Origin of the sequence: Alkaliphilus hydrothermalis (genome assembly GCF_016908555.1) — a bacterium.
Lineage (GTDB): Bacteria > Bacillota > Clostridia > Peptostreptococcales > Natronincolaceae > Alkaliphilus > Alkaliphilus hydrothermalis.
Genome location: NZ_JAFBEE010000011.1, coordinates 1 through 21,753 on the forward strand (window position 1 = coordinate 1; position 21,753 = coordinate 21,753).

The 21,753-nt window shown below is 36.3% G+C and carries 35 protein-coding genes; 3 read left to right on the forward strand and 32 right to left on the reverse strand.

Annotated features, from left to right (window positions below; genetic code table 11):
* Positions 1-142 precede the first annotated feature (142 nt).
* The 3 genes from JOC73_RS08930 to JOC73_RS08940 form a co-directional block, all read right to left on the reverse strand.
* Positions 143-1,237 carry an NAD(P)/FAD-dependent oxidoreductase gene (locus tag JOC73_RS08930; RefSeq protein WP_204402251.1) on the reverse strand — a complete coding sequence of 365 codons (1,095 nt, stop codon included), beginning with the start codon at positions 1,235-1,237 and terminating at the stop codon, positions 143-145.
* A 146-nt stretch (positions 1,238-1,383) separates the two neighbouring features.
* The gene (locus JOC73_RS08935) at positions 1,384-1,722 is read right to left on the reverse strand and encodes a hypothetical protein (protein WP_204402253.1); all 339 of its coding nucleotides are present in this window, start codon (positions 1,720-1,722) and stop codon (positions 1,384-1,386) included.
* Positions 1,723-1,906: 184 nt separating this feature from the next.
* Complete coding sequence (locus tag JOC73_RS08940) at positions 1,907-2,917, reverse strand: nucleoid-associated protein (RefSeq protein ID WP_204402255.1); 1,011 nt, start codon at positions 2,915-2,917, stop codon at positions 1,907-1,909.
* Between the two features lie 263 nt (positions 2,918-3,180).
* On the opposite strand from JOC73_RS08940, the gene JOC73_RS08945 reads away from it, so the two are divergent.
* Positions 3,181-3,699, forward strand: a complete 519-nt coding sequence (locus tag JOC73_RS08945) for a dUTP diphosphatase (protein WP_204402257.1) — start codon at positions 3,181-3,183, stop codon at positions 3,697-3,699.
* Between the two features lie 91 nt (positions 3,700-3,790).
* Here the strand turns inward: JOC73_RS08945 and JOC73_RS08950 are convergent, their stop codons facing one another.
* Positions 3,791-4,612 carry an Mrp/NBP35 family ATP-binding protein gene (locus JOC73_RS08950; protein ID WP_204402259.1) on the reverse strand — a complete coding sequence of 274 codons (822 nt, stop codon included), beginning with the start codon at positions 4,610-4,612 and terminating at the stop codon, positions 3,791-3,793.
* A 340-nt stretch (positions 4,613-4,952) separates the two neighbouring features.
* Here JOC73_RS08950 and JOC73_RS08955 point away from each other — a divergent pair, with 340 nt between their 5' ends.
* Positions 4,953-5,327 (forward strand): phage holin family protein, encoded by a 375-nt coding sequence (locus tag JOC73_RS08955; protein WP_204402261.1) that lies wholly within the window; start codon positions 4,953-4,955, stop codon positions 5,325-5,327.
* Positions 5,328-5,494: 167 nt separating this feature from the next.
* Here the strand turns inward: JOC73_RS08955 and cwlD are convergent, their stop codons facing one another.
* Complete coding sequence (cwlD, locus tag JOC73_RS08960) at positions 5,495-6,214, reverse strand: N-acetylmuramoyl-L-alanine amidase CwlD (RefSeq protein WP_243427915.1); 720 nt, start codon at positions 6,212-6,214, stop codon at positions 5,495-5,497.
* Between the two features lie 220 nt (positions 6,215-6,434).
* Here cwlD and JOC73_RS08965 point away from each other — a divergent pair, with 220 nt between their 5' ends.
* Positions 6,435-6,668 carry a hypothetical protein gene (locus JOC73_RS08965; protein ID WP_204402264.1) on the forward strand — a complete coding sequence of 78 codons (234 nt, stop codon included), beginning with the start codon at positions 6,435-6,437 and terminating at the stop codon, positions 6,666-6,668.
* 87 nt (positions 6,669-6,755) lie between these two features.
* Here the strand turns inward: JOC73_RS08965 and rpsI are convergent, their stop codons facing one another.
* From rpsI to rplN, 27 genes are all read right to left on the reverse strand, one after another.
* The gene (gene rpsI, locus JOC73_RS08970; protein WP_204402266.1) at positions 6,756-7,148 is read right to left on the reverse strand and encodes a 30S ribosomal protein S9; all 393 of its coding nucleotides are present in this window, start codon (positions 7,146-7,148) and stop codon (positions 6,756-6,758) included.
* A 28-nt stretch (positions 7,149-7,176) separates the two neighbouring features.
* A complete protein-coding gene (rplM, locus tag JOC73_RS08975; RefSeq protein ID WP_204402268.1) occupies positions 7,177-7,605 on the reverse strand; it encodes a 50S ribosomal protein L13 in 429 nt (142 codons plus the stop codon).
* A 124-nt stretch (positions 7,606-7,729) separates the two neighbouring features.
* Entirely contained in the window at positions 7,730-8,476 is a 747-nt protein-coding gene (gene truA, locus JOC73_RS08980; RefSeq protein ID WP_204402269.1) for a tRNA pseudouridine(38-40) synthase TruA, read from the reverse strand.
* A gap of 59 nt (positions 8,477-8,535) precedes the next feature.
* Positions 8,536-9,336: an energy-coupling factor transporter transmembrane component T family protein gene (locus JOC73_RS08985; RefSeq protein WP_204402271.1), complete on the reverse strand. Its 801-nt coding sequence runs from the start codon at positions 9,334-9,336 to the stop codon at positions 8,536-8,538.
* Entirely contained in the window at positions 9,329-10,192 is an 864-nt protein-coding gene (locus tag JOC73_RS08990) for an energy-coupling factor transporter ATPase (RefSeq protein WP_204402273.1), read from the reverse strand. Before JOC73_RS08990 ends, JOC73_RS08985 begins: the two co-directional genes overlap by 8 nt.
* Positions 10,177-11,013, reverse strand: coding sequence for an energy-coupling factor transporter ATPase (locus JOC73_RS08995; RefSeq protein ID WP_204402276.1), 837 nt, complete (start codon positions 11,011-11,013; stop codon positions 10,177-10,179). The genes JOC73_RS08990 and JOC73_RS08995 overlap by 16 nt, the downstream gene beginning before the upstream one ends.
* A 276-nt stretch (positions 11,014-11,289) precedes the next feature.
* Positions 11,290-11,631, reverse strand: a complete 342-nt coding sequence (rplQ, locus tag JOC73_RS09000) for a 50S ribosomal protein L17 (protein WP_204402278.1) — start codon at positions 11,629-11,631, stop codon at positions 11,290-11,292.
* 26 nt (positions 11,632-11,657) lie between these two features.
* Positions 11,658-12,605, reverse strand: coding sequence for a DNA-directed RNA polymerase subunit alpha (locus JOC73_RS09005; protein ID WP_204402280.1), 948 nt, complete (start codon positions 12,603-12,605; stop codon positions 11,658-11,660).
* Positions 12,606-12,670: 65 nt separating this feature from the next.
* The gene (rpsD, locus tag JOC73_RS09010) at positions 12,671-13,294 is read right to left on the reverse strand and encodes a 30S ribosomal protein S4 (RefSeq protein ID WP_204402288.1); all 624 of its coding nucleotides are present in this window, start codon (positions 13,292-13,294) and stop codon (positions 12,671-12,673) included.
* Positions 13,295-13,317: 23 nt separating this feature from the next.
* A complete protein-coding gene (gene rpsK / locus JOC73_RS09015; RefSeq protein ID WP_204402290.1) occupies positions 13,318-13,719 on the reverse strand; it encodes a 30S ribosomal protein S11 in 402 nt (133 codons plus the stop codon).
* A gap of 22 nt (positions 13,720-13,741) precedes the next feature.
* Complete coding sequence (gene rpsM / locus JOC73_RS09020; protein WP_204402292.1) at positions 13,742-14,110, reverse strand: 30S ribosomal protein S13; 369 nt, start codon at positions 14,108-14,110, stop codon at positions 13,742-13,744.
* 190 nt (positions 14,111-14,300) lie between these two features.
* A complete protein-coding gene (rpmJ, locus tag JOC73_RS09025; protein ID WP_026477630.1) occupies positions 14,301-14,414 on the reverse strand; it encodes a 50S ribosomal protein L36 in 114 nt (37 codons plus the stop codon).
* A 16-nt stretch (positions 14,415-14,430) separates the two neighbouring features.
* Positions 14,431-14,649 carry a translation initiation factor IF-1 gene (gene infA, locus JOC73_RS09030; protein ID WP_026477631.1) on the reverse strand — a complete coding sequence of 73 codons (219 nt, stop codon included), beginning with the start codon at positions 14,647-14,649 and terminating at the stop codon, positions 14,431-14,433.
* Between the two features lie 21 nt (positions 14,650-14,670).
* On the reverse strand, positions 14,671-14,955 hold the full coding sequence (locus JOC73_RS09035; RefSeq protein WP_204402295.1) for a KOW domain-containing RNA-binding protein: 285 nt from the start codon (positions 14,953-14,955) through the stop codon (positions 14,671-14,673).
* A gap of 13 nt (positions 14,956-14,968) precedes the next feature.
* Positions 14,969-15,715: a type I methionyl aminopeptidase gene (gene map / locus JOC73_RS09040; RefSeq protein WP_204402297.1), complete on the reverse strand. Its 747-nt coding sequence runs from the start codon at positions 15,713-15,715 to the stop codon at positions 14,969-14,971.
* A complete protein-coding gene (locus JOC73_RS09045; RefSeq protein ID WP_204402299.1) occupies positions 15,715-16,365 on the reverse strand; it encodes an adenylate kinase in 651 nt (216 codons plus the stop codon). Before JOC73_RS09045 ends, map begins: the two co-directional genes overlap by 1 nt.
* Positions 16,366-16,423: 58 nt before the next feature.
* Positions 16,424-17,701, reverse strand: coding sequence for a preprotein translocase subunit SecY (secY, locus tag JOC73_RS09050; protein ID WP_204402301.1), 1,278 nt, complete (start codon positions 17,699-17,701; stop codon positions 16,424-16,426).
* 1 nt (position 17,702) lies between these two features.
* Positions 17,703-18,146: a 50S ribosomal protein L15 gene (rplO, locus tag JOC73_RS09055; RefSeq protein ID WP_204402303.1), complete on the reverse strand. Its 444-nt coding sequence runs from the start codon at positions 18,144-18,146 to the stop codon at positions 17,703-17,705.
* Positions 18,147-18,168: 22 nt separating this feature from the next.
* Positions 18,169-18,351, reverse strand: a complete 183-nt coding sequence (gene rpmD / locus JOC73_RS09060; RefSeq protein ID WP_204402305.1) for a 50S ribosomal protein L30 — start codon at positions 18,349-18,351, stop codon at positions 18,169-18,171.
* Positions 18,352-18,363: 12 nt separating this feature from the next.
* Entirely contained in the window at positions 18,364-18,873 is a 510-nt protein-coding gene (gene rpsE / locus JOC73_RS09065; protein ID WP_204402308.1) for a 30S ribosomal protein S5, read from the reverse strand.
* Between the two features lie 18 nt (positions 18,874-18,891).
* On the reverse strand, positions 18,892-19,260 hold the full coding sequence (rplR, locus tag JOC73_RS09070) for a 50S ribosomal protein L18 (RefSeq protein ID WP_204402310.1): 369 nt from the start codon (positions 19,258-19,260) through the stop codon (positions 18,892-18,894).
* A 20-nt stretch (positions 19,261-19,280) separates the two neighbouring features.
* Positions 19,281-19,820: a 50S ribosomal protein L6 gene (gene rplF / locus JOC73_RS09075; RefSeq protein ID WP_204402312.1), complete on the reverse strand. Its 540-nt coding sequence runs from the start codon at positions 19,818-19,820 to the stop codon at positions 19,281-19,283.
* Positions 19,821-19,849: 29 nt separating this feature from the next.
* A complete protein-coding gene (gene rpsH, locus JOC73_RS09080; RefSeq protein WP_204402314.1) occupies positions 19,850-20,248 on the reverse strand; it encodes a 30S ribosomal protein S8 in 399 nt (132 codons plus the stop codon).
* A gap of 21 nt (positions 20,249-20,269) precedes the next feature.
* A complete protein-coding gene (locus JOC73_RS09085) occupies positions 20,270-20,455 on the reverse strand; it encodes a type Z 30S ribosomal protein S14 (protein ID WP_204402316.1) in 186 nt (61 codons plus the stop codon).
* Between the two features lie 17 nt (positions 20,456-20,472).
* On the reverse strand, positions 20,473-21,012 hold the full coding sequence (gene rplE, locus JOC73_RS09090) for a 50S ribosomal protein L5 (protein WP_204402318.1): 540 nt from the start codon (positions 21,010-21,012) through the stop codon (positions 20,473-20,475).
* 27 nt (positions 21,013-21,039) lie between these two features.
* Complete coding sequence (rplX, locus tag JOC73_RS09095; RefSeq protein ID WP_204402320.1) at positions 21,040-21,351, reverse strand: 50S ribosomal protein L24; 312 nt, start codon at positions 21,349-21,351, stop codon at positions 21,040-21,042.
* Positions 21,352-21,369: 18 nt separating this feature from the next.
* Positions 21,370-21,738: a 50S ribosomal protein L14 gene (gene rplN / locus JOC73_RS09100; RefSeq protein WP_204402321.1), complete on the reverse strand. Its 369-nt coding sequence runs from the start codon at positions 21,736-21,738 to the stop codon at positions 21,370-21,372.
* Positions 21,739-21,753: the final 15 nt, after the last annotated feature.

Here is a 21,753-nt window from a genome sequence, read left to right on the forward strand (position 1 = left end):
CCCTACGTCGCCCAAGACTCGCTATGAGTGATTTGCTAAATCTTTCTCAGCGGGGTTCCCACCCACTATATGGTGCGCCCTTTGCTTGGCGCACGGAACCGTCCCTCTGACTCGTCTGACTCCAGTCCCTCTGACTCCAAAATCATCTATGCTCCTTAACAAAAGGCTTTAATAGGGTACTGGCAAACTTCATAATATCGATTTTACTAGAATTCAAGATTTTATTTCCAGTTTCTCCCTTTAAGTGCCGCACTATAAAATCAAACTGACTATTATCTAGCCCCTCCATGCCCCGTCTTAGTACAAGGGAATCTTCATAACTACGCTTTAAATCCTTCACCAACTCTGCATATTTTCCCTTACCTCCAATATCCTCTGCAGCATATACCCCCGTCATAATGGCGGTGAATTGTCCAAAGCCTAGGAAGGGCATGATTGCTCCAAAGCAATTACCTACGAAAAAGGTATTTCCTATTCTAGGGGTTTTGCAGATTCCAATGATATACTTTGTTATTTGAAATTGATCTAGCACCTCTAGGGGCTGTTGCAGTTCTTCCTTGAGTTTTGAATGTAATTTCTCTACAAGTACATTGCTATCATACGCCTGGCTATCTGGATAGTCAGGATATGCCACCACCAGATTTGCCTCTGTGCTGGATAAAGGAATAAAATAGCAGTATCCCTTTGGAGCAATAGTGTTATCTAACCATGCCATAGTGGTATATCGATCAAATTCCCCTCGGAGAATTAGCCCATTGAGGGTTACGGTTAGATCCTCCTGATAATTTCCTAATCTTTTACTATAATCTCCGTCCCCAGTGGCTAGTACAACATGGGTATATTTATCTAATAGTTCCTCATAAGTATGTTTTGAATTGAATTGGATGGGGGTCTTTAGTTGACTCCTCATTTGATTAGCGATGGATTGCTGATGCCTTCCCCGAACAACATTAAACCCTATATTGCCTCCTTGTATTACAGCCTTTTCATTTTCGGAGTATAAAACTAGCTCTTTTATATGTCCCGCTGGTTTCAGGTTGATTCCCCATTCCTCTGTCATGTAATGAATACAATCCTTCTTAGGTAGATTTAATATATTTAAGAAAATCTCCCCATTTACAAATCGATCATCCACCTGACTTCTCTTTTCGTATATATCGAAGGGAATCCCTTCTCTTTCTAAGGTGATACCACAGGCTATTCCAGAAAGTCCAGCCCCCATGATGGCTACTTTCATATAATCCCTCCCACTAATTTTTTATGTCTTCTATCAATATTATTTAGAACAAAGTTTTCTTTCGGAAGATTTAATTGATAACTTATGTTAAACTCATTTACGAAAGTTCTCTTTTATATTAATTCAATGTAGCACTTTCCTATTCGTTATAAAATATATAAACTATCGTTTATCTCAAAGCACACTGCCTTCGAATTTGTTTTTTTCTTAATCTGCAGGGATAATTTTTTTAGGATATCTACTGATTTTTCTAAATCGTCTACATGACATATGATTAGCTTTGTCTCCATTTTTTCCACTATGTTTTTTTCGTCTTTCCAATACCCCATTCCGTCAACAATGGTGGCTCCTCCCCCCAGTTTTACAAGAGATTTTAATGACTCCTCCATTAATTCATCAAGAGTTCCTTTTGGTAGTGATTGATTATCTCCATCCTCTGTAGGTATATATAAGGTTGTCTTGTAGGCTAATTTTTTAATTTTCATCCCATTACCTCCTTTTCTTATTTTTCCTCTTAAATGTAATATTTACTCCTAGAACAATGCCCTTTTTTAGACTTTACAGTTAGTTTTAATAAGAAAGCCACCAGTAATTAATATGCTGGTGGCTTCCATTATAGTTAACAGTAAGTTGATTGTTTTAGCATCCTCTGTAATCATTAAGATTACTTTATTTATAGGAGATCGAATTGACGTTTTTAATGATTATTGTAATTGTTCCATCATAGTTATTGACGAATTCTAGGTTATCATTTTCCTGTTCTAGGGATAAATTAATTTCTATTCCGTTATCCGTTTTTATTTTTCTTTTATTAAATACCTTTCTTACCACATCTTCCTTAATCTCCACATGATCTTCAATAAATCCTGCCTTTTCAATATAATCAATATACATTTCCTTCATCTCTTCATTATCTTTAAAGACTTTTTCTGTAATTTGTGGAATATCTATATTGCCAGTTTCCTCTATGCTTTTTAGTACTTCTTTGCCAAATCCATCGGATATTTGCATATCTTGATTAAAGTATTTTTTATTAAAGCTTTCTGTCACCTTTTTAAAGTTCTTAGCTTTTTCAATATCCGACTGGCGACTATTACACTTCAGAAATAACCTTGAAAAATAAAATTGCTTTTCCCCATTGATTTCATATTCCTTCTCCAAAAGCTGAATATGCATATTTTCTAAATTAATAATAGCACCTTCATCTACCTTTTGACTATCATTTGGCAAAGCAGTTTTTTGCTTGATTATGCTATTGACTCTTCCCTCTTCACCATCCTCAGTATAATGAATATAGGAATAACGATAATTAAACTTCAGAATTGCCATAAAGGACTGTTGTTCCACCTCAAAGATACAAAATACTAAATCTGCCGATGGTATCTCGGGGTTTTTAATGATAATATCGTAAACAAGCTTGGCCATTTCACCGGTATATTGTACAAAGGCATTTCTTGTTTGTCCTAACTCTTCTGCATAATTACATACAGGGTTTTGCTCCCTATTAAAAGTTGCTGGTTTGAGATTTTGATCCTTTAATAATTTTGATATATGTATTTCCAAAAACTCATATATTTCATCTGTATCAGGATGTTGCCAGTTGGATAAAATCGGCATACCTACATTGGCATCTAAAATATGCATAATGATATTTTTGATAACTATCTGACTTACTTCCATCTTATTCACTCCTTCAGAGTTGATTAGGCTTAACAACTCTTTCAATTATAACAATTAAAATTCATTGTTTCAATCGACTTAATTAGAAAGGAGGTCGCAAATTGGCCCTTCTAATAATGGTGAGATATGTATTAATTATTATCTAAAAATTCAAAATAAAATTTAAATAAATTTAAAATTTCTATGGTAATATGATTATTTTTTTGATATACTAATAATATCTAGTATTAGTACCTAGTATTAAAAACATAGGAGGTATATGTATGGAACTAAAGGAATTGTTTAAAATTCAAGATCTTATAGAAAATAGCATAAAAAATTTTACTGATCTTCAAGAGGATTACTTAGGTTCTGAAAATGTATTTGATCTTAAGTTTTTAGCGCTACAGGTTAAAACTGCTGAAATTGCTAATTTAACAAAGTGCTATAAATATTCAAAGATCAAACCTAATATACCTAAAGAAAAGCTATTTACTAGAGTTCTTGACTCTATGGGATTTCTTCTTTCAATTGGCAATACCCACTCCTTTAACATTATTGATTTGAACGCCATCAATCGTGTTGAAAAAGATAACAGTATCATCAAAACTTTTTCCTCTATCTTTGATGATATCACAGCCCTTCGGCAGGCTCTCCTACAGGAGGATTTCTATCGCTCCTTAAGCATCTATATTAGACTGTTTGCGCAATATCTTCACCTTTGTGATCATCTAGACATAGGCTTTCAAGAAATTTATGATTACTACCAAAAAAGATACAACTCTCCTGAAGCTAGTAACTAACTAATAATATATACCAACCTCTATCTAATCAAATAGAAAAGTCCCCTAAGGGACTTTTTTATTCGATTAGAAATAATAGCATACAGCCTTATTATTTTATTGTAGTCTCTACTTTATCGGCTAATTGCTTGAATAATTGATTGTCATACTTGTGAATAGCTCCTTGATCTGCCAACTCCACCATTTCCTTTTCAATAGGAAATCCTCCCAAAAACTCTAACCCCAGTTGCTTTACCACTTCCTCTGTTTTCCCCTTTCCGAACAAATAATAGGGTTCTGGGTATCCTGGTGGCTGAACATAACTCATGTTCTCTATCACGCCTAGTATTTTCTTATCCATTTTTTGAGTCATTTTGATTCCCTTTTTAACAATCATATGTACTAAGCTCTGGGGAGAAGTAACCATAATGATGCCATCAACTGGGATTGATTGCATTACTGTCAATGCAACATCTCCGGTTCCTGGAGGAAGATCTATTAATAAATAATCTAGCTCTCCCCATATTACATCATTCCAAAATTGATTGATCACTCCTGCCACCACAGGCCCCCTCCATATAACAGGGTCACTTTCCTTTGGTAGTAGAAGATTCATGGACATGATTTTAACTTTATTTTCTGTCTCCGCTGGAATTACACCATTTTCGGAATTTAAAACTGGTCCCTTTATGCCAAAAATCTTTGCTATACTAGGACCAGTAATGTCCCCGTCTAGTATCCCTACTTGATTACCATTCTTCTTTAATGCATTTGCTAAAAGGGCAGTTACTGTAGATTTTCCTACTCCACCTTTACCACTCATGATACCAATTACGTGTTTTATTTTATTTAAAGGATTCCCTTCTTCTACTATACATGTGGATGTTCCACATTTCCCATTTTGATAATAATTACATCCTTGGCACTTTTCCATTGCAGTCGCCTCCGTTTGTGTTTTAGATTTATTTGTAGTTATATCCAGATAAAGCCTATTTAATCAGATGATAGTGTTAAATTCCTAGGGTATATCTATTAAACAGTACTAGCACTAAAATAAGTGAAAAACCTATTAATAGATAAAGTATTATCTTTTTGGGTACCATGATAATACGAATATTTTTTTTCAATTTAATCTCCTCCTTGTACTGGCTGAATTTGAGGTTATTTTCCCTCACTTTTGCTTTAGCTGTCTTTTTCCTTAGCTTTAGTGGAAGAATAAAATTTTCTAATATATCAAAAGCTATTATTAAATACGTGAGAAGGAGTGATGATCAATGTCTGATGAGCATCTTAAAAATGCCCGTATCTCAACATCTGGAGGCTGGGTTAGTTTCATTTTGAGGTTTGTTTTATCTTCTGTTGTCATTGCTGTAGCAGCATTTTTAACTCCTGGTTTTAGTATCAGAGGCTTATGGAGTATTTTAATCGCGGCTGCAGTAATATCATTGGCTGATTATTTGATAAACCGTGTTTTTAAGCTAGATGCCTCCCCTTTTGGTAGAGGGCTTACTGGTTTTGTAGTAGCTTCCGTCGTAATTTATGGTACACAATTCTTTGTCCCTGCCATGAGGGTGACTATTTTGGGGGCAATTATTGGGGCAGTAATCATTGGTTTACTAGACATGATTATGCCAGGGAAGACTTTATAGTAGGATTTTAAATCCTACTTTTTTTATCCCCATAATTCAATACCTTATGCACAGTTTTATGTGTATTAATCCTATGATATGCTTTAATAGACTTCTTGTAATTCTAACAACTTGAGAAGCAGCTGTTTGTTATGCACACTATCCACAATTTTTATCCACAATACTATTTACTCCTTCTCTCCAAAGTACTGTTGTACCCCTACATAAATTCCCCATGCAATTTTTTTCTGGTATTCTTGATTTTGTAGTTTTGTTAACTCCTGTGGATTTGATAGAAAGCCACATTCTATCAATACAGTGGGTATTTTAATCTCCTTAATCAAATATATATCATTCTTCGATTGGGCTTTTCTTTTATTATTTGGGTCTAGTACTTCAACTAATGAGGATTGAATAGTTTCAGCTAGTTTTTTTGATATTAAACTATCTTTAGGATAGAAGGTTTGTGCTCCATAATATTGTTTTTGTGGAAAAGCGTTTAAGTGTATTGATATAAAGACATGCCCATTTGCATTGGTGACAATTTCTTTTCGTCGCTTCAAATCTTGATTCTTCTTATTTCTGATGCTTCCAGTATTATCATACAGTCCAGTATCTTCTTCCCTAGTCATCACGACTATTGACCCACTTTGCTCAAGGTATTCTCTTAAACAAAGGGCTATGTGCAGATTAATATCTTTTTCATAGACGTTTCCTGTCCCAATAGCGCCTGGATCTATTCCTCCATGACCGGGATCTATTACAATTGTCTTTGCTGTACTTGGTATGAAAAAAGTTTGTTGTGATAAATTTATGTATCTATTTATCAATATGCCTAATATCGTCATTAGTATGGCAAGTATCACTCCATAATTAATCCATCTTTTTCTGATAATAATAACACGCAAAAATGTCTCCCCCTTCCTTAATTTTTCAATTATCCTACTTACTATCTTCATATAAAAAAGCCGTATGTAAATATATATGGCATTAATACTTATCCTATACAAAAGAGAGGCTATTTACTTTAATAATTTTCTGTATTATTGTTTTACAACAGGGGACAATAATCCTACAGCTTTTTGTTGAATAAACACAACATTAATACAATATTTGGGAGGTTATGTCATGGAAAATATGAAGGACGTTAAGGCCTTAATGGAACAAATTAACCAGCTAAAGGATCATACTGATCAGACTAAAGAGTATCTAGCAGCAATACAACTGTTGGCGGTGGATGATAATAATGGTAGGATTAAAGATAGGGTATTGGCTTCTAATATTGACAGTTTGAATAATAAAATAAGTAACGTCAATACGGAAATAGATGTTCTTGTAAATAGAATTACGAATAACCAATAGCTCCTTGAGGTGTGGAATAATGGGAAGTATTTCCCGGGAAAAAGAAAAAGACTGTCGAATGACAGTCTTTTTGTATGGAAAGTATAATTATCTCTTTGAGAACTGAGGTGCTCTTCTGGCAGCCTTTAAACCATACTTCTTTCTTTCTTTAGCTCTTGCGTCTCTTGTTAAGAAACCAGCTTTCTTTAATGGAGATCTTAATTCTTCGTCAGACTTAATTAATGCTCTAGCAATACCATGTCTTAAAGCACCAGCTTGTCCAGTATAACCTCCACCATTAACTGTAGCAATTACATCGAACTTGCTTAATGTTTCAGTTAACATTAATGGTAGTCTTACTTCTCTTCTTAATGTTTCATAGTTAAAGTATTCTTCGATATCTCTTTTATTTATTGAAATGTTCCCTTCACCTGGAACTAATCTAACTCTAGCGATAGACTTCTTTCTTCTTCCTGTTCCGTAATAAGCTAACTTTGCCATAATCAATAACTCCTCCTTCCAATATTAACTAAATTTCAAGCATTTCTGGCTTTTGAGCTTCGTGATTATGTTGAGCGCCAGCATATACTTTTAATTTTTTAACCATTTGTCTTCCTAATCTTGTCTTTGGAAGCATGCCTTTTATTGCATTGTACATAACTTTTTCAGGCTTTTCAGCTAACATTCTTCTGAATGGAATTTGTCTTAATCCACCTGGATGTCCTGTGTGGTAAGTATACATCTTTTGATCTAGCTTCTTACCTGTTAATTCTACCTTCTCAGCGTTGATAACAATAACGAAATCTCCTGTATCTACATGAGGTGTATATTCTGGTTTGTGCTTACCTCTTAAAATTGTCGCTACTTCTGTAGCTAAACGACCTAAAGTTTTACCTTCTGCGTCAACTACATACCACTTTCTTTCTACTTCACTGGCTTTTGCCATATATGACTTCATCGTTTTCCCTCCTTAAAGTACTGGTGAGTATTCATCTCATTTAGTTTCCTCGTGCAATCTATATACAACGACCCGGGGCTAGTGGATCATTTATACACACTGTAATTATTGTAATACAACCTACCTAGTGTGTCAAGGGGTAAAATACTTTATCTAGATATAATCCTTGGGGTGGGGCTTTATGTCCTGCAAAATTCCTGTTACCTTCTTTAATTGCCTTAATAATATCTTCCTCAGATTTCTTATAAGTCCCCAATTCTATTAGTGTTCCAACCATTATTCTAACCATATTGTAGAGAAATCCATTGCCTTCAAAGCTGATCCATAAGCAGTCACCTTTTTCTTCTATTTCAATGCTATGAATAGTTCGTACAGTGTCAACTGTACTACTACCACTGGACATAAAACCTTTAAAGTCATGGGTACCAACAAACAACTCTTTCCCTTTTATGATCTTATCCATATCTAGTTTTCTTGAGAAATGATATGCATAATTCCTAAGTAGCGGACTTCTATGTTCCCCCCTATGGATTTGGTAAACATATCTCTTTCCTATGGCGCTGTAACGGGCATGGAATTCCATAGGCACCTCAATTGCCTTTTTAACGCTTATATCCATCGGTAAGAGACTGTTCATGACTAAGGGTAGTCTAGGGGTAGGTATAGATGATTGTAGCTGAAAACTGGCGTTTTGTCCCTTTGCATGGACCTTTGAATCAGTTCTCCCTGATCCATGGACTATAATTGAGCTGCCAGTTAAGTTTTCTAAAACCTTCATAATCTCTTCTTGTATTGTTTTTCCATTGGGCTGAATTTGCCAGCCACAATAGTTTGTTCCATCATATTCGACCTCAATCAAGATATTTCTCATATAACCATCCCTGTTCTATTCGTTCCTTACTTTTTCTAGTTTTGCCAAAGGTTCTAAAATTAAGTCATTATTCTAATCGAAATGATTGTAGCTAGTAGTAATCCGACGATTAAAATGCTGACAAAATCTTTGCTACTCATACTTAATTGCTTCATTCGTGTACGAAGATCCCCTCCACGGTAGCATCTTGCTTCCATTGCCATGGCCAACTCGTCAGCACGGCGGAAGGCACTTATGAATAGAGGTACTAGCAAGGGCACTAGTCCTTTTGCTCTATTAATAATATTACCACTTTCAAAGTCTGCTCCCCTTGCAATCTGAGCCTTCATTATTTTATCTGTTTCCTCCAGTAGTGTTGGGATAAAACGAAGGGCTATCGTCATCATCATCGCCAGTTCATGGGCTGGGACTCCAATTTTTTTAAAGGGTTTCAATAGTCTTTCAATTCCGTCAGTCAATGCTATTGGTGTTGTGGTTAAGGTCAGTAGGGATGTCCCCATTACCAAAAAGATTAATCTAACTGCCATAAAACTACCTTGGTATAATCCTTCTCTGGTAATATTAAGTCGCCCATAACCCCAAATAATGTTACCGGGGGTCATAAATATATTTATTAAAAAAGTAATCATAATGATAATTCTTAAAGGCTTAATTCCTTTTATTATAAATTTCATAGGAATTTTGGATAGATATATACAGATGAATATGAATCCTCCTAATATCGTATACGAAAGGAAGTTCATGCCAATAAATAATGCTGCTATAATGGCAAAGGTTGTTAGAATTTTCGTCCTAGGATCTAGCTTATGGAGAAAAGATCCTGTTGGATAGTGTTGTCCAATAGTAATATCTTTAAGCATTTTTCCTTCTCCTTATCCATTTCATAATCTCATCCTTCGCCTCTTCTACTGTAAATATGTCATCATTAAAGCTAGGATCAATTTCCTTAAGCTTTTTCATAACATAAGATATTTGGGGTATTCCTAGACCGATGGACTCCAGCTTTTCTACTTGTCTGAAGGTTTCTCTGGCGGTTCCTGTTATCGCCACGCTTCCCTTATGCATAACAATTATTCTTCCTACTAGCTTTGCGATATCCTCCATGCTATGGGATACTAATATAACAGTACTACCCATTTGCTCATGGAGGTGCTTGATTTGTTGGAGTATTTCATCTCGACTTTTTGGATCTAAGCCTGCTGTCGGTTCATCTAGGATTAGCACCTCTGGCTTCATGGCTAAGACTCCTGCTATTGCAACTCTTCTGCGCTGTCCACCACTTAACTCAAATGGAGATCGGTCCTTAAGTTCTTCATAAGGAAGTTTAACTAACCCCATAGCTTCCTTTACCCGATTCTCTACTTCCGACTCCGATAATCCTAAATTAATGGGACCAAAGGCTATATCCTTGTAGACCGTCTCTTCAAATAATTGATGTTCTGGATATTGAAAAACTAGACCAACTTTTTTTCTGATTTCTGGCATTTTAACATTCTTATCTGTAATGTCTAGATTATTAATGTATATCTTACCAGATGTAGGTTTTAACAGCCCATTAAGGTGCTGTGTCAGGGTGGATTTTCCAGAACCTGTATGTCCGATTAATCCAATAAACTCCCCTTGTTTGATCTCGATACTCACATGATCTAGAGCTTTACTCTCAAAGGGACTCTTGGGATTATAAATGTAGGTTAGATTTTCTATTTTAATTGACATAGTTTTTTCACCATCTCATCCACTGTAAGTATATCACTAGGTATATCTATACCTTCTTTTATTAACTCATGGGCTAGGTCCGTCACCTGTGGCACGTCAAGTCCTAAGGCCTTTAGCTTGTCCACCTGTGAGAACACTTCTCCTGGTGTGCCCTGTAAAATTATTTTTCCAGCCTCCATCACAACAACACGGTCAGCTTCTACAGCTTCCTCCATGAAGTGGGTTATATGAATGACAGTTATGTTTTCCTCTTTATTAAGCTTCTTAATGGTATTGATTACTTCTTTACGCCCAGATGGATCTAACATAGCAGTCGGTTCATCTAATACAATACAGTCAGGCCTCATGGCAATTACACCTGCAATTGCTATTCTTTGTTTTTGTCCTCCCGACAACATATGGGGAGCTTTTCCTCTAAAATCCAGCATGTCAACGCTCTTCAATGCTTCCTCTACACGTTTTACAATTTCCTCAGAGGGTATTCCAAGGTTCTCTGGTCCAAAGGCAACATCCTCTTCTACAATGGTGGCTACGATCTGATTATCAGGATTTTGAAAAACCATTCCAGCAGTTTGTCTAATTTCCCAAACGCGGTCTTCATCCTTAGTATTTAGGCCCTTGACAATAACATCCCCAGATGCAGGAAGCAACAGAGCGTTCAAGTGTTTTGCAAAAGTTGATTTGCCTGAGCCATTATGACCAATAATCACAACAAATTCACCTTTGTAGATGTTTAAAGAAACCTCATCTAGAGCTGTAACTTCTTTTTCATTTGTTCTGTATTGATATAGTAACTTGTCTGTGGTAATCATATCTCCCATTCTGATCCCTTCTCTTCACTAAAAATGGAGTTAAAATACATAAAAATTATAACCAACATTCTCATCAGTTAGAGTTCGTATCATCTATAATTTTTTATGTATTGTAAATCAATAGTTACCGCCTACTATTTAGTGGAATTTACTTTTAAAAATCCATCTATATTATACCCTATTTTAGTAGGAACTTCCAATGTTAAGGACTTTCAATCATCTAGAATATTTTTCCTGTGATAAAAAACAGGGACTAAGCTATTAACTTAATCCCTCCTATCTATTCTAAACTAATTCAAGAATAACTGCTTCTGCTCCGTCGCCTCTTCTTTGTCCAAGCTTCATGATGCGAGTATATCCACCATTCTTTTCTTGATACTTTGGTGCGATTTCATCAAATAAGTTTTTAACTACAGTTTCTTCTGTAATGAAAGCCATAGCTTGTCTTCTTGCATGAAGATCTCCTCTTTTACCGAGGGTAATCATCTTTTCAGCTAGTCTTCTTGTTTCCTTTGCTCTTGCCTCTGTTGTTTGAATCTTACCATTTTTAAGTAAACTTGTTACTAAGTTTCTTAGCATCAGGTTTCTATGGGCTGATTCACGTCCTAATTTACGATACTGAGCCACGTTGATCCCTCCTTACTTCTACCTTGTTAATCTTCGCTAGGTCTTAAGCCTAAGCCTAATTCCTCCAGCTTCTTTTGTACTTCTTCTAATGATTTCTTACCAAGATTTCTAACCTTCATCATGTCTTCTTCAGACTTTAGGGTTAGTTCTTCAACTGTATTGATCCCCGCACGCTTTAGACAGTTATATGAACGAACTGAAAGGTCTAGTTCTTCGATGGTCATCTCTAGAACTTTTTCCTTCTTGTCTTCTTCTTTTTGTACCATGATCTCTACGTCGTTAACATGTTCAGTTAGGGTAATGAATAGATTTAAGTGTTCATTCATAATTTTTGCTGCCAAAGAAACTGCTTCATCAGGCTTAATACTTCCATCAGTGAAGACTTCTATGACTAACTTGTCATAATCAGTTACTTGACCGACTCTTGTGTTTTCAACTGCATAGCTTACTTTTCTAACTGGCGTGAAAATGGAATCCACTGGTATAATTCCGATTGGCATACCTGCATGCTTGTTATTTTCGCTGGAGATATAGCCGCGTCCATTGGTTATATTAATTTCCATGTTGAGTCTTGCATCTGAATCAAGAGTTGCAATGTGCATTTCAGGATTAAGAATCTCAACATCTGCATCAGCAATAATATCACCAGCAGTAACTGGTCCAACTTCATCAGCTTCAATACGGATTGTTTTAGGTTCATTTCCATGAAGTTTTACTGATAATCCCTTCATGTTTAATATGATTTCTGTTACATCTTCCTTAACCCCTGGGATTGTGGAAAACTCGTGCATTACACCATCAATCTTGATGGAGGTAACAGCAGCCCCTGGTAATGAAGATAGCATAATTCTTCTTAAAGAATTTCCTAATGTTGTTCCGTAACCTCTTTCTAGGGGCTCTACAACAAACTTGCCATAGGTATTGTCTTCACTTACCTCAACAATTTCCACTTTAGGTTTTTCCATTTCAATCATGATTATAAACCCTCCTTTAAGTCTATTTACTATATATCTTGAGGGTAACTGATTCTAATAAATTATTATCTAGAATATAACTCTACGATTAGATTTTCAGCAATTGGTAGATCTATATCTTCTCTTGAAGGCAATGAAACAATTTTTCCCTCTAATTTTTCCATATCTACTGTTAACCAATTTGGTACTGATCCATTGAAGTTTTCAACGATTGCCTTAAACTTCTCAGAACTCTTAGACTTATCTCTAACAGCAATTACATCTCCAACTTTTACTAAATAAGATGGGATATCCACCTTTTGTCCATTTACAGTAAAGTGTCCATGTACTACTGACTGTCTTGCTTGTGCTCTTGATGTACCAAAGCCTAATCTGTAAACGATATTATCTAAACGAGTTTCACAAATTCTTAATAAGTTATCACCTGTGATTCCCTGTTGCTTGTCAGCCATTTCGAAGTATTTTCTAAATTGAGTTTCTAAAACCCCGTAGAATCTCTTCGCCTTTTGCTTTTCTCTTAATTGAATACCGTAGTTTGAAAGTTTCTTTCTGCTTTGTCCGTGCTGCCCTGGTGGTACGTTTCTCTTAGTGATCGCACACTTATCAGAATAACAACGATCTCCCTTTAGGTATAGTTTCATGCCTTCACGTCGACATAATCTACATACTGCATCTGTATATCTAGCCATTTCTTACACCTCCTAATCTTTCACTATACTCTTCTACGTTTTGGTGGTCTACAGCCGTTGTGAGGAATTGGAGTAACATCTTTAATTAAGTTTACTTCAAGACCTGCTGCTTGCAACGCTCTGATAGCAGCTTCTCTACCAGCTCCTGGCCCCTTAACGTAACATTCAACTGTTCTTAATCCGTGTTCCATAGCAACTTTAGCAGCAGCTTCAGCAGCCATCTGAGCAGCGAAAGGAGTGGATTTTCTTGAACCTTTGAAGCCTAATTGACCAGCACTAGACCAAGCCAATGTATTACCTTGCATATCTGTTAAAGTGATGATTGAGTTATTAAAAGTTGATTGAATATGAGCTTGCCCACGTTCAACATTTTTACGTTCTTTTCTTCTTGTACGAACGGTTTTCTTCTTTGCAACCTTTGCCATGCGGCTAATCCCTCCTTATCTGTTATTTCTTCTTCTTACGAGAAACTGTTCTCTTAGGTCCTTTACGAGTACGGGCATTTGTCTTAGTCTTTTGACCTCTAACAGGTAATCCCTTACTGTGTCTGATACCTCTATAGCATCTAATCTCTCTTAATCTCTTAATGTTTAAAGCGATTTCTCTTCTTAAGTCCCCTTCTACTGCATACTTGTCAATCTCTGTTCTTAGAGAGTTAACTTCTTCCTCAGTAAGGTCCTTAACTCTAGTATCACTGTTGATACCCGCCTTAGCTAATATATCATTTGAAGTCTTTCTACCAATTCCGTATATATAAGTTAAGCCAATTTCAATTCTTTTGTCTCTTGGTAAGTCTACCCCAGCTATTCTGGCCATTAAAGATTACACCTCCTAAATCGATCTCTACAAGTTACTATTTTCTGCTACACTAATCAACATTAAAAATATATTTATATAGTTAGTTATCGGGAGTCATTGTTCTGACGCAGCCGGACCCAATAAACTAATTACCACAATATTGTATTATATCACTAAGAAAAACAAAATACTAGATTAAATTTGAAATTTAACCTTGCTTTTGCTTGTGCTTAGGATTTTCACAAATTACCATTACTCTACCATCTCTTTTGATGATTTTACATTTTTCACAAATTGGTTTTACTGATGGTCTAACCTTCATTTAAATCCCTCCTCAGCTACTTCTTTCTCCAAGTAATTCTACCACGGGTTAAATCATAAGGTGATAATTCTACCGTTACTGTGTCGCCGGGTAAAATTCTAATAAAATTCATCCTCAATTTGCCTGATATGTGTGCTAAGATTTCATGCCCATTTTCAAGCTGTACAATAAACATCGCATTTGGTAATGCTTCTTTTATCGTACCTTCCACCTCAATAACATCCTGCTTTGACATTTGGCAATCAAACCTCCTATCTTAATCCAGGGACTTAACTCCCAATCTTTCAAGCTCTCTTCTGATAAAAGCATTATTCATTTTCTTCTCATTTTGTATACGGTCCTTCACTTCATGGGAAATAATATTAAACTTTGCCAGGTGTTTTATCTTTTTCTTTTTGGGTTTTTCAATTCTTCTCAAATCCCCATCAGCTATCAAAACATATTCTTCGTCAACCTTACCAACTATGATGAAAATTCTGTTTTGATCTCTACCTTTCGTTGCTCTTACCACCTGACCAATTTTGAAATGATTATCTTCCACATTGTCACCTCTTTTATTCTTTTGTTAGAATGATAGGTTCATCCACTGTAATGGCAACCGTATGTTCATAATGTGCGGAGTATTCACCGTCAAGTGTCACAACTGTCCATCCGTCAGTTAATACTTTCACCTCAAAAGTCCCTGCATTGATCATTGGTTCGATCGCTAAAACCATACCAGCTTTTAGTCTAGGGCCTTTCCCTGGAGGACCATAATTTGGGATTTGGGGTTCTTCATGCATTTTCGTTCCGATACCATGCCCCACATAGTTTCTGACTACAGAAAAACCACGACTCTCAACATAGGTTTGAATGGCATGGGATATATCTGAAAGCCGATAATTTTCACGGGCATATTTTATACCTTCGTAAAAGCTTTCCCTTGTCACATCAATTAACTGTTGAGCCCGTTGTTGGATTTTCCCTACTCCATGGGTTTTTGCAGAATCACCATAGTAACCTTGATGTATTACTCCAATATCGATACTTATAATATCGCCATCTTCTAGGACTTTTAATCCAGGAATACCATGGACTACTTCATGATTAATTGAGGTGCAGATACTGGCGGGGAAACCTCCATAACCTTTGAAGGCAGGCAGTGCACCTCTTTTGAGGATATAAGCCTCTGCCATTTCATCCAACTGCTTAGTTGTAATCCCCGGTCTAATTGCTTCTTTTAAAACCTCATGTGTCTCAGCAACTATTTTTCCAGCTTCTTGCATGATTTTTATTTCCTGTGGAGACTTGAGATAGATCATTACTTCCCGCTCCTTAACACACTGACAATATCCTCAAATACCTTATCAATATGTTGTTGACCATCGATGGCAGTTAGTTTTCCTCTGTTTGAGTAATACTCTATTAAAGGCATTGTCTCATTTAGATATACATCAATTCTTCTTGTAACAGTTGCCTCGTTATCATCATCTCTCTGATATAGATTACCTCCACATTTATCACACTGTTCTTCTTTTGATGGAGGATTAAACTTAATGTGATAGGTAGCTCCGCACGATTTACAGATTCTTCTACCTACTGCTCTTTCAACTAAAACACTCTTATCTACTTGAATATTTATCACGTTATCAAGGGCTACACTCATTTTCTCCATCACTCGATCAAGTGCTTCTGCTTGTGGAACCGTCCTTGGGAATCCATCTAATAGGAAACCATTTAAACAATCTTCTTGCTTAATTCGATCCTCTACGATTTCAACAACAACCTCGTCAGGTACCAATAAACCCTGATCCATATAGGACTTTGCCTTTTTACCAAGTTCAGTGCCTTCCTTAATATTATAACGGAATATATCTCCGGTTGAAATATGAGGAATGTTAAACTCGTCGGCAATTGATGTTGCCTGCGTTCCTTTACCTGCCCCTGGAGGGCCAAGTAATATTATTCTCATTGTACCATCTCCCGGTATAAAAGTTTAGGTTCATGGGGTGTAACCCCATGAGTCCTTTCTACTTTAAGAAACCTTGATAGTGTCTCATCATTAACTGAGCTTCTATTTGCTTCATTGTTTCTAATGCAACCCCAACAACAATTAGTAATGCTGTACCACCTAATGCCATTTGTGCACCGGTTAACTGCAAAACAATCGTTGGAAGAACAGCAACTAAAGCTAAGAATGCAGCTCCTGCTAAAGTGATTCTATTTGATACCCTTGTTATATAATCTGTTGTAGGTCTACCTGGTCTAATTCCAGGAATAAATCCTCCATATTTCTTCATATTTGTTGATATTTCAATTGGATTGAAGGTAATCATCGTATAGAAGAAAGTAAAGAATATGATTAATGCTGCGCTAAGCAAAGAGTATAAGACTATACCATACCAATATGGACTAGTAGGAGATAACCAGTTTTGAATAAAGATTGCAAATCCACTATCTTGACCAAAGAAGAAAGAAAGAATTTGTGGGAAAGATAGTAAAGACATCGCGAAGATTACTGGGATAACCCCTGCTTGATTTACTTTTAACGGAATATGAGAGCTTTGACCACCATACATCTTCCGTCCAACAACTCTTTTAGCATACTGTACTGGAATTTTTCTAGTACCTTCTGAAATAGCAACAACAGCTACGATCATTATTAGAGATATTAGTAGAATTAAGATGATAGATATTGGTGATATCGTATTTTGCTTTAATTGAAAGAATGTACCTCGTATGGTGGCGGGTAAACCTGAAACAATACCAGCAAAAATTATTAGTGAAATGCCGTTACCTATTCCTTTTTCAGTTATTTGCTCCCCCAGCCACATCAAGAATGATGTACCAGCTGTAAGAGTTATAATAACCAATGTTACATTGAATGCACCAGGTCTAATGGCACTGCCAAATAAACCAATTGTGATACCTGCAGCCTGAATTAACGCCAATACAACAGTAGCATATCTTGTATATGTGGCAATTCTTTTTCTTCCTTCTTCCCCTTCCTTAGCTAATTCTTCTAAGCTAGGAATGGCAATTGTAAGAAGTTGCATAATAATTGATGCAGTAATATATGGTGTTATACTTAGGGCAAAGATCGTCATATTTGAAAAGGCTCCACCTGAAAACAAGTCAAAGAATGAAAGTAAGTCAACTTGATTAACTACAGCACGTACGTAATCAATATCCATTCCTGGTACAGGCACCACTGAGCCTAATCTAAAGATTACTAACATCATAAAAGTATAGACGATTTTGCTTCTCAAGTCCGGAATTTTCCAAGCATTTCTTAAGGTTGATATCACCTTAGATCACCTCTACCTTTCCTCCAGCAGCTTCAATTTTCTCAATGGCTGCCTTGGTAAATTTGTGAGCTTTAATCGTTAAGCTCTTTTCTAAGTTACCATTTCCTAAAATCTTAATACCGTCCTTCTCGATTTTCTTAATGAAGCCTTGCTCCTTTAAGAATTCTGCAGATATTTCAGTACCATTTTCAAATCTATTTAAGTCTGCAACATTAATTTCATTGAACTGCTTCTTAAATATATTAGTGAACCCTCTCTTAGGAAGTCTTCTGAAAAGAGGTAATTGTCCTCCCTCGAAGCCTGGTCTAACTCCACCACCACTACGGGCGTTTTGTCCATTGTGACCTCTTCCGGCAGTTTTACCTAGTCCAGATCCTGTACCTCTACCTTTTCTCTTGGTAGCTCTTACAGCTCCTTTTGCAGGTCTAAGTTCATGTAACTTCATGTCTACACCTCCTTTGTTCCCTTTAGATTTCAGTTACTTCAACCATATGTTTTACGATATTGATCATTCCTCTAATTTGAGGATTGTCTGGTTTTTCAACGTTTTGACCGATTTTTTTTAACCCTAAAGCTTCGATAGTTTTTCTTTGCTTTGGTAAAGAACCGATTACACTTCTTACTAGTTTTATATTAATCGCTTTTGCCATGGAATTTCCCTCCTAACCTAAGAGTTCTTCTACGGACTTACCTCTTAGTTTCGCAACTTCTTCAGCTCGCTTTAATTGCTTTAAACCATCCATAGTTGCATTTACCATATTTCTTGAGTTATTTGTCCCAAGAGATTTAGCTCTTACATCTTTTAATCCTGCTAATTCTAATACCGCACGAACAGGTCCACCTGCGATGATCCCTGTACCTTCTTTAGCTGGCATGATTAATACATTCCCAGCACCGAAGTGTCCTAGAGTTTCATGAGGAATTGTTGTTCCAACGATTGGCACATGGATAAGGTTTTTCTTAGCATCTTGGATTCCTTTTCTGATTGCTTCAGGAACTTCCATTGCTTTACCTGTTCCAACTCCTACATGGCCGTTTTCGTCTCCTACAACAACCAGTGCTGCAAATCTAAAGTTTCTACCACCTTTAACAACTTTAGTAACACGTCTTATATCAATAACTTGTTCTTTTACATCAAGTTGGCTCGCATCTATCAACTTATTACGTTGCATCTATTTCCCTCCTTCTTATTAAAACTTAAGTCCAGCTTCTCTTGCTCCGTTAGCTAAAGCTTCAACTCTTCCATGATAAATATATCCACCACGGTCAAAGGTTACTGTTTCGATACCCTTTTCTAATGCACGCTTAGCAACTAGTTCTCCAACTAATTTAGCAGCTTCTTTATTTCCAGTAGCTCCTACTTTAGACTTAATTTCTTGATCTAAGCTTGAAGCAGCTGCAATTGTGATGCCAGCAACATCATCTATAACTTGAGCGTAGATATTTGTTAAACTACGATAAACGTTTAATCTTGGACGTTGAGGAGTACCAAAGACTTTACCACGGACTCTTGTGTGTCTTTTTTTTCTTGTAAGGTTCTTACTTACCTTCTTAAACACGTAGTATCACTCCTTTCTTATTACTTACCAGTCTTACCTTCTTTACGTCTAATATACTCACCAGCATATTTGACCCCTTTACCCTTATATGGCTCAGGTTTTCTATGATCTCTAATCTTAGCAGCATAGTTTCCTACTAATTGCTTGTTAATCCCTTTAACTAGGATTTCTGTTTGTGTAGGAACTTCAACATTAAGTCCTTCTGGATCTATCATTTCAATTGGATGAGAGTATCCTAAGCTTAATACAAGCTTGTTTCCTTGCTTGTTAGCACGGTACCCTACCCCTACTAATTCTAATTTCTTTTCATATCCTTTAGTAACACCTTGAACCATGTTAGCAACAAGTGTTCTTGATAAGCCGTGTAGTGACTTATGCTTCTTATTTTCAGTTGGTCTTACAACTGTTAACATATTTCCTTCTTGTTGAAGGGTAATGTCTTTGCTGATTTGCTCGCTTAAAGTTCCTAATGGTCCTTTAACTGTTACTTTGTTATTGCTATCTACATTTATTTCAACACCTTGTGGTATTTCAATTGGTTTATTACCGATTCTTGACATACTGGCACCTCCTTATAAGTTTATTGCTACTACCAGATGTATGCAATTACTTCTCCACCAACGCCTTCTTTTCTAGCAACTTTATCAGTTATGATGCCTTTTGAAGTTGAGATAATTGCAACTCCTAAACCACCTAATACTCTTGGAATTTCATCCTTCTTAGCATATACTCTAAGACCTGGCTTTGAGATTCTCTTAATTCCAGTTAAAACCTTTTCTTTGTTCTTTCCATATTTTAATTGCACTCTTAATATTCCTTGCTTACCATCTTCGATGACATCAAACCCTTTGATAAAGCCTTCATTTAAAAGGATGTTGGCAATTTCTCTCTTAAGGTTTGAAGCAGGAATATCAACAGTTTCATGTTTCACCGCATTAGCATTTCTTACACGGGTAAGCATATCTGCAATTGGATCTGTCATTGTCATATTCTTTACCTCCTCCCCAATTTACCAGCTGGCTTTTCTAACCCCAGGTATTTGGCCTTTATAAGCTAATTCTCTAAAACAAATACGGCATATACCGAACTTTCTTAAAACCGAATGTGGTCTTCCACAGATATTACATCTTGTATATTCTCTCGTTTTGTATTTTTGCTTTCTTTGTTGTTTAACAATCAGAGATTTTTTCGCCACTATTTTCCCTCCTTACCTTACTTTGCAAAAGGCATTCCCATTAATCTTAACAGTTCTCGGCACTCTTCATCAGTTTTTGCACTTGTTACAAAAACAATATCCATTCCACGAACTTTATCTACTTTATCGTACTCAATTTCAGGGAAAATTAATTGTTCCTTTAGCCCTAAAGCGTAGTTTCCTCTTCCGTCAAAAGCATTTGCGCTTACTCCTCTAAAGTCTCTTACCCTTGGAAGTGAAATGTTCATTAGCTTATCAGCGAAATGATACATCTTCTCTCCTCTAAGAGTAACCTTAGCACCGATAGGCATACCTTCACGAATTTTGAAGTTAGAAACAGATTTTTTAGCTCTAGTAACCACAGGCTTTTGCCCAGTAATCATTCCTAATTCTTTTATAGCTACTTCTAACGCTTTAGAGTTATCCTTTGCTTCACCAACTCCAATGTTGATTACGATTTTTTCTAATCTTGGGATCTCCATTACGTTATCGTAATTGAATTTTTCCATTAAAGCTTTAGCAACTTCGTTATTGTATTTTTCTTTCATTCTAGACATTCAGAAATGTACCTCCCTTCTTCAGGCTTAATCTAAAACTTCACCAGTCTTTTTACTTACTCTTACTTTTTCACCGTTATTTAATACTTTATATCCGACACGAACACCTTGGCCCGCCTTCTTGTCAAAAATCATAACGTTCGATACATGTATCGGTGCTTCTCTGTGGATAATTCCGCCCTGTTGCATTTGTTGATTAGGTTTTTGATGCTTTGTAGCCATGTTAACCCCTTCAACAATTACTTTATCTACTTTTGGAAAGGCTTGAAGTACTTTACCTTTTTTGCCTTTGTCTTTTCCGGATATAACTACTACTGTATCACCTTTTTTAACATGCATTTCATGACACCTCCTTGATTATAATACTTCTGGCGCTAATGAAACGATCTTCATAAAATCTCTTTCTCTTAGTTCTCTTGTAACCGGTCCAAATATACGAGTACCTACCGGTTGCTTATCGTCTTTTATGATTACCGCAGCATTTTCATCAAACTTTATATATGAACCGTCTTTACGTCTAATGTCTGAAGTAGTTCTAACAACAACAGCCTTAACTACTTGACCCTTCTTTACAACTCCGCCTGGTGTTGCACTTTTAACAGAACAAACGATCACATCACCAACTCTAGCGTATCTTCTCTTTGTTCCTCCTAGTACACGGATACAAAGTAGTTCCTTAGCACCAGAGTTATCAGCAACTTTAAGACGTGACTCTTGTTGAATCATAGTAAAACCTCCCTC

Coding starts and splice junctions, on each gene's coding strand:
- JOC73_RS08965 (WP_204402264.1), top strand. CDS start 6,435: ATGGAAAATATGAAGGACGTTAAGGCCTTAATGGAACAAATTAACCAG.
- map (WP_204402297.1), bottom strand. CDS start 15,715: ATGATCTATCTCAAGTCTCCACAGGAAATAAAAATCATGCAAGAAGCT.
- JOC73_RS08995 (WP_204402276.1), bottom strand. CDS start 11,013: ATGGGAGATATGATTACCACAGACAAGTTACTATATCAATACAGAACA.
- rplE (WP_204402318.1), bottom strand. CDS start 21,012: ATGTCTAGAATGAAAGAAAAATACAATAACGAAGTTGCTAAAGCTTTA.
- rpsM (WP_204402292.1), bottom strand. CDS start 14,110: ATGGCCAGAATAGCTGGGGTAGACTTACCAAGAGACAAAAGAATTGAA.
- JOC73_RS08955 (WP_204402261.1), top strand. CDS start 4,953: ATGTCTGATGAGCATCTTAAAAATGCCCGTATCTCAACATCTGGAGGC.
- JOC73_RS08985 (WP_204402271.1), bottom strand. CDS start 9,336: ATGCTTAAAGATATTACTATTGGACAACACTATCCAACAGGATCTTTT.
- rpsK (WP_204402290.1), bottom strand. CDS start 13,719: ATGGCAAAGGTTGCAAAGAAGAAAACCGTTCGTACAAGAAGAAAAGAA.
- rplF (WP_204402312.1), bottom strand. CDS start 19,820: ATGTCAAGAATCGGTAATAAACCAATTGAAATACCACAAGGTGTTGAA.
- rpsD (WP_204402288.1), bottom strand. CDS start 13,294: ATGGCTAGATATACAGATGCAGTATGTAGATTATGTCGACGTGAAGGC.
- infA (WP_026477631.1), bottom strand. CDS start 14,649: ATGTCAAAGCAGGATGTTATTGAGGTGGAAGGTACGATAAAAGAAGCA.
- rplX (WP_204402320.1), bottom strand. CDS start 21,351: ATGCATGTTAAAAAAGGTGATACAGTAGTAGTTATATCCGGAAAAGAC.
- rpmD (WP_204402305.1), bottom strand. CDS start 18,351: ATGGCAAAAGCGATTAATATAAAACTAGTAAGAAGTGTAATCGGTTCT.
- JOC73_RS08945 (WP_204402257.1), top strand. CDS start 3,181: ATGGAACTAAAGGAATTGTTTAAAATTCAAGATCTTATAGAAAATAGC.
- rpsH (WP_204402314.1), bottom strand. CDS start 20,248: ATGACAATGACAGATCCAATTGCAGATATGCTTACCCGTGTAAGAAAT.
- rpmJ (WP_026477630.1), bottom strand. CDS start 14,414: ATGAAGGTTAGACCATCAGTAAAACCAATTTGTGAAAAATGTAAAATC.
- rpsE (WP_204402308.1), bottom strand. CDS start 18,873: ATGCAACGTAATAAGTTGATAGATGCGAGCCAACTTGATGTAAAAGAA.
- truA (WP_204402269.1), bottom strand. CDS start 8,476: ATGAGAAATATCTTGATTGAGGTCGAATATGATGGAACAAACTATTGT.
- rplM (WP_204402268.1), bottom strand. CDS start 7,605: ATGAAGTCATATATGGCAAAAGCCAGTGAAGTAGAAAGAAAGTGGTAT.
- rplO (WP_204402303.1), bottom strand. CDS start 18,146: ATGAAGTTACATGAACTTAGACCTGCAAAAGGAGCTGTAAGAGCTACC.
- JOC73_RS09005 (WP_204402280.1), bottom strand. CDS start 12,605: ATGATTGAAATGGAAAAACCTAAAGTGGAAATTGTTGAGGTAAGTGAA.
- rpsI (WP_204402266.1), bottom strand. CDS start 7,148: ATGGCAAAGTTAGCTTATTACGGAACAGGAAGAAGAAAGAAGTCTATC.
- JOC73_RS08950 (WP_204402259.1), bottom strand. CDS start 4,612: ATGGAAAAGTGCCAAGGATGTAATTATTATCAAAATGGGAAATGTGGA.
- JOC73_RS08990 (WP_204402273.1), bottom strand. CDS start 10,192: ATGTCAATTAAAATAGAAAATCTAACCTACATTTATAATCCCAAGAGT.
- JOC73_RS08935 (WP_204402253.1), bottom strand. CDS start 1,722: ATGAAAATTAAAAAATTAGCCTACAAGACAACCTTATATATACCTACA.
- JOC73_RS08930 (WP_204402251.1), bottom strand. CDS start 1,237: ATGAAAGTAGCCATCATGGGGGCTGGACTTTCTGGAATAGCCTGTGGT.
- JOC73_RS08940 (WP_204402255.1), bottom strand. CDS start 2,917: ATGGAAGTAAGTCAGATAGTTATCAAAAATATCATTATGCATATTTTA.
- JOC73_RS09045 (WP_204402299.1), bottom strand. CDS start 16,365: ATGAGAATAATATTACTTGGCCCTCCAGGGGCAGGTAAAGGAACGCAG.
- rplN (WP_204402321.1), bottom strand. CDS start 21,738: ATGATTCAACAAGAGTCACGTCTTAAAGTTGCTGATAACTCTGGTGCT.